The sequence below is a fragment of the Kitasatospora sp. NPDC007106 genome, from assembly GCF_040634455.1.
GTDB lineage: Bacteria > Actinomycetota > Actinomycetes > Streptomycetales > Streptomycetaceae > Kitasatospora > Kitasatospora arboriphila.
Genome location: NZ_JBEYFP010000932.1, coordinates 1 through 2,157, shown reverse-complemented (window position 1 = coordinate 2,157; position 2,157 = coordinate 1). Strand labels below are relative to the sequence as shown.

At 76.6% G+C, this 2,157-nt stretch carries 2 protein-coding genes; both read right to left on the bottom strand.

Annotated elements, in window-relative coordinates:
* Nucleotides 1-95: 95 nt before the first annotated feature.
* Nucleotides 96-761 carry a hypothetical protein gene (locus ABZ641_RS34165; protein WP_359988212.1) on the bottom strand — a complete coding sequence of 222 codons (666 nt, stop codon included), beginning with the start codon at nt 759-761 and terminating at the stop codon, nt 96-98.
* Nucleotides 758-1,834 carry an NAD(P)-dependent oxidoreductase gene (locus ABZ641_RS34160; protein WP_359988210.1) on the bottom strand — a complete coding sequence of 359 codons (1,077 nt, stop codon included), beginning with the start codon at nt 1,832-1,834 and terminating at the stop codon, nt 758-760. Before ABZ641_RS34160 ends, ABZ641_RS34165 begins: the two co-directional genes overlap by 4 nt.
* Nucleotides 1,835-2,157: the final 323 nt, after the last annotated feature.

The window sequence follows — 2,157 nt, the reverse complement described above, 5'->3', positions numbered from 1 at the left end:
GCGTCCCTGCGCCGGACGACCACCCCGGTGCTCGGCAGGCGCACGGAGAGGAGGCTTCGTCCCACTCCCGGCCGTCGACCAGGCCGCTCCCGCCCTCAGGCGGAGGGGTGCCCGGTGTCGCGCCACCCCGGCTCGCCGTCCTGCACCTCGGCGACGCTCGGGTGGCGCACCGCCTCCAGGGTGGCGTCGGCGAGCAGATCGGCGATCAGGGCACGGCTGCCGAAGACCTCGGTGGCACTCAGGTCCCAGTCGGTGACGACGAACCAGGAGTGGTCCGGCGGCCACCAGTGGGCCGGGAACTGCGTGCTGTGGGTCCCCCCGCGGCCGGGACCGGCGTCGTGGTGGGCGACGGCCTCGTCGAGCCGGCCGCGGCGGACGGGCACCGGCGCGCAGGCGTCCTCGATCGCGGCCTGCGCCCAGTAGCACTCCGTGCGCGGCCCGTCGGCGCTGTGCCGCGCCACCACCTCGACGAGGCGGCCGAGGCACTCCCGGTCGATCTCCCCGAGCGACGGGTGACCGAAGCCCTCGGGCAGCGGCAGCCCCTCGAAGACGCGCCACGACGGCGTGTACCGCCAGTCCTCCAGACGCCTGCCGGTCCTCGCCAGCAGGTCGCCCCAGCGCAGGCGCCGCCGTCCCTCGTGGGCGGTGTGCAGCACCCAGCAGCGGTCCGCGAACCCCTCCCGGGGCTCGTGGCCGAGCAGGTCCTCCTCCAGCCGCCGGCGCATGCCGCCCAGCGGATCGTCGTCCGGTACGCGCCTCACCACGCGCTCCTCGCCGGCGCGGGCGGCACCGCCACCGGAATGCCGTCCGGCCGCCCGGCGAGCAGGGCCGCGACGTGGTCGGCGCAGCGCAGGGCCGCCTCGGCCATCGCCCGTCCGGTCATGCCGGCGACGTGCGGGGTGAGCAGGGCCCGGGAGAGGCCGAACAGCGGAGAGGCGAACGCGGCGTGCTCGTGGGCGAAGGTGTCGACGGCGGCCGCGGCCAGCGGATGGGCCGGGTCGCGCAGCGCGTCGGCGAGGGCCTGCTCGTCGACGATGCCGCCGCGCGAGGTGTTCAGCAGGATCGACCCGGGCCGCATCAGCGCCAGCTCCGCCCGGCCCATCAGCCCCGCCGTGTGCGCGGTGAGCGGCAGGTGCAGGGACACCACGTCGCTGGTGGCGAGCAGCGCGGCGAGGGACTCCACCCGGCGGACCGGTGGCCCGGCCGGGCTCCGCGACCACCCCTGGACGGTCATGCCCAGGAGGCGGGCCCGCTCGGCCAGCGCCAGACCGATCCGGCCGAGTCCCGCGATGCCCAGGGTCAGGTCGCCCAGTTCGACCGCGGGCGCGGACGGTGCGCTCCACCGGCCCCGGTGCGCCGCCCCGTTGTGCGCCACCAGGTCACGCGTCAGGGAGAGCAGCTGGGCCAGGGCGAACTCGGCCACCGCGTCCGCGTTGGACCCGGGCGTGTGGGTGACGGCGACACCGTGTCGGGCCGCGACCGCCAGGTCGACGTGGTCGGTGCCCGCCCCGGCCCGGCCGATCACCCGGAGCCGGTGGGCCAGCGCCCCGTCGGTCGCCGCCGCGAGGAACGCGGCCCGCAGCGGGACCCCCGCGCGGGACTTCAGCGCGTCGTAGCCGCGCCCACCCCGAACCACCTCGCCGATCAGTGCCGCTTCGTCGAACGGGTCGACATCGGTGAACTCGACCCGGTCCGCCCACGCCGCCACCGCGGACGCCCGGTCGGCCACCCGCCGCAGGTTCAGCGTGACGGCCAGACCGTGCCCGACCAGTCGCTCCACCTCGCGGTCGAGCGGCGCCCCGGGAGCCGCGTCCAACAGCAGGATCCGCCCCACACCCTCCCCCTTCTCCGTACCCGGACCTTATGCGGGCCGCCGGCGGCAGCGGAAATCCCCCGACCCGGGCCGCTCCCGATCGGGCGGCACCCCGTGGTTCGGAGCGGGCCGCCGCTGGGTAGACGCACGGGCTGCCAGGACGGAAGGGGAGTGGTCGGCCATGGCCGGACTCACGATGACCAGGGGCTCGATGCCGCAGGGCCCCGTGCTCTTCCTGGACGGGGAGGTGGACCTCTACAGCGTCCCCGCGCTCGCCGAGGCGCTCGAGGACGCGGTGGACCTCTGCCCGCCCGGTGCGCCGGTCACGGTCGACATGGCGCAGG